This is a genomic window from Streptomyces sp. CB01580, from assembly GCF_001905795.1.
Taxonomy (GTDB): Bacteria; Actinomycetota; Actinomycetes; order Streptomycetales; family Streptomycetaceae; genus Streptomyces.
In genome coordinates this window covers 1-2,813 of sequence record NZ_LIXJ01000076.1, presented here as the reverse complement: position 1 = coordinate 2,813, position 2,813 = coordinate 1, and the positions used below count along the sequence as shown (strand labels likewise).

Below are 2,813 nucleotides of genomic sequence, written 5' to 3'. Positions count from 1 at the left end.
GCCCCAGTTCGATCAGCGAGACCACGGTGTGCAGCCGGTTCGCCGCCTCGTGGGCCTGCGAGCGCAGCGCCTGGGTGAACCCCCGCTCGGAGTCCAACTCCCCTGACAGTGCCCTCCAGCTCCTGGAGCCGACCCGGGAGGACTCCCCGGTCGGCAAGTGGATGGCGAAGAACGGCGAGGGCGTCCACCACATCGCCTTCGGCACCGCGGACGTCGACGCCGACGCCGCGGAGATCCGGGGGAAGGGCGTCAGGGTGCTCTACGACGAGCCGCGGACCGGGTCGATGGGGTCCCGGATCACCTTCCTGCACCCCAAGGACTGTCACGGTGTCCTGACCGAACTGGTCACGTCCGCAGCGGAGCACTGACCTCCGGATACCCGGCCCGGTAGAGTGGGCTGTTCCGGGCCGGGGCCGGGTCGGGGCCGCGGCGCGTCCCCGGCCGTTGATCTGTCACCATTCCCCGGGGGACCGTTCACCGGCGAACGGTACTCGTAGGAGAGTTGCGACCATGGGACGGATGGGACCGCGCAGTGCGGGGCTACGAACGCCAGGAGAGCCACCGAGCTGACGACGACCATCTCTCGCGGTTCGAGGCCGAGATGGACCGGCTGAAGACCGACCGGGAGAAGGCCGTCCAGCACGCCGAGGACCTCGGTTACCAGGTCGAGGTCTTGCGCGCCAAGCTGCACGAGGCTCGGCGCAATCTCGCGAACCGTCCCGCGTACGACAACGCGGACATCGGTTACCAGGCCGAGCAGTTGCTCCGGAACGCGCAGGTCCAGGCCGAGCAACTGCGCACCGACGCCGAGCGGGAGCTGCGCGAGGCACGGGCGCAGACGCAGCGGATCCTTCAGGAGCACGCCGAGCACCAGGCGCGGCTCCAGGCCGAGTTGCACAACGAGGCCGTGCAGCGTCGTCAGCAACTCGACCAGGAACTGGCCGAGCGCCGCCGTACGGTCGAGTCCCACGTCAACGAGAACGTCTCCTGGGCCGAGCAGCTGAGGGCCCGGACGGAGTCCCAGGCGCGCCGGCTGCTGGAGGAGTCCAGGGCCGAGGCCGAACAGGCGCTGGCGGCGGCGCGGACGGAGACCGGCCGACTGGCGGAGGAGACCCGGCAGCGGCTCGGGTCCGAGGCAGAGACGGCCCGCGCCGAGGCCGAGGCGCTGCTGCTGCGCGCCCGCAAGGACGCCGAGCGGCTGCTGAGCACCGCCTCCGCGCAGGCGCAGGAAGCGACCAGTCACGCCGAGCAGCTGCGGTCGTCGACGACCGCCGAGACCGAGCAGGCGCGGCAGCAGATCGCGGAGCTGAACCGGGCCGCCGAGCAGCGCATGCAGGAGGCCGAGACCCGGCTGCGCGAGGCCCGGTTGGAGGCCGAGAAGGTCACCTCCGAGGCGAAGGAGGCGGCCGTCAAGCGGCTGGCCGCCGCCGAGTCGGACAACGAGCAGCGCACGCGCACGGCCAGGTCGGAGATCGCCCGGCTGGTCGGCGAGGCCACCAAGGAGGCCGAGGCGCTCAAGGCGGAGGCCGAGCAGGCGCTCGCCGACGCCCGTGCCGAGGCGGAGCGGCTGAAGTCCGAGGCGGCCGAAAAGGCCCGTTCGGCCGCTGCCGAGGACGCCGCCGCCCAGCTCGCCAAGGCCGCCAGGTCCGCCGAGGAGGTCTTGACCAAGGCGTCCGAGGACGCGAAGTCCACCACCCGGGCGGCGAGCGAGGAGGCCGAGCGGATCCGCCGCGAGGCCGAGGCCGAGGCGGACCGGCTGCGCGACGAGGCCGCCGAGCAGGCCGACCAGCTCAAGGGCGCTGCCAAGGACGACACCAAGGAGTACCGGGCCAAGACGGTCGAGCTCCAGGAGGAGGCGCGCCGGCTGCGCGGCGAGGCCGAGCAGCTGCGTTCCGAGGCGGTCGCCGAGGGCGAGCGGATCCGGGGCGAGGCCCGCCGCGAGGCCGTCCAGCAGATCGAGGAGGGCGCGAAGACCGCCGAGGAGCTGCTGGCGAAGGCCAAGAGCGACGCGGAGGAGCTGCGCGCCACCGCGGGCACGGAGAGCGAACGGGTCCGTACCGAGGCGTCCGAGCGTGCCGCCACGCTGCGCAAGCAGGCCGAGGAGGCTCTGGAGCGCGCCCGCGCCGAGGCGGAGCAGCTGCGGACCGAGGCCGAGGAGCAGGCCGGGTCCACCACCACCGCGGCGGAGCGGGCGGCGGCGGAGCTGCGCGAGGAGACCGAGGGCGCGGTCGCGGCGCGGCAGGCGGAGGCGGCCGAGGAGCTGGCCCGGCTGCGGACCGAGGCCGACACCAAGGTCGCCGCCGCCGAGCAGGAGCTCACGGACGCGCGCGCCGAGGCGGAGCGCATCCGGCGCGAGACGAACGAGGAGTCCGAGCGGCTGCGCGCGGAGGCCGCCGAGCGGCTGCGGGCGCTGCGCGAGCAGGCGGAGGCGGAGGCGGAGCGGCTGCGCGACGAGGCCGCAGCGGACGCCTCGCAGGCGCGGGCGGAGGGCGAGTCCACGGCCGTACGGCTGCGGTCGGAGGCCGCCGCGGAGGCGGAGCGGCTCAAGTCCGAGGCCAAGGAGAGCACCGACCGGCTGCGGTCGGAGGCCGCGGCAGCCGCCGAACGGGTGGAGGCGGAGGCCACCGAGGCCCTGGAGGCCGCGCGCGAGGAGGCCAACCGGCGTCGCCGGGAGGCGGAGGAGACCCTCGACTCGGCTCGTACCGAGGCGAACCAGGAGCGCGAACTCAGCGGGGTGACCTCGCTGACGGCACCGACCATGGTGGTCTTGCCGACGCCGAAGCCTCCGGCGATGAGGATCTTGACGGCGGCGG

Annotated in this window: 2 protein-coding genes; both read left to right on the top strand. The window is 74.2% G+C overall.

Going from position 1 to position 2,813, the window contains the following annotated elements; translation table 11 throughout:
- On the top strand, positions 1–368 hold a 368-nt coding region (locus AMK22_RS37115; RefSeq protein ID WP_242434329.1), incomplete at its 5' end, for a VOC family protein.
- A gap of 164 nt (positions 369–532) precedes the next feature.
- A partial coding sequence (gene scy / locus AMK22_RS37110) for a polarized growth protein Scy (protein ID WP_274535472.1) occupies positions 533–2,813 on the top strand: 2,281 nt, incomplete at its 3' end.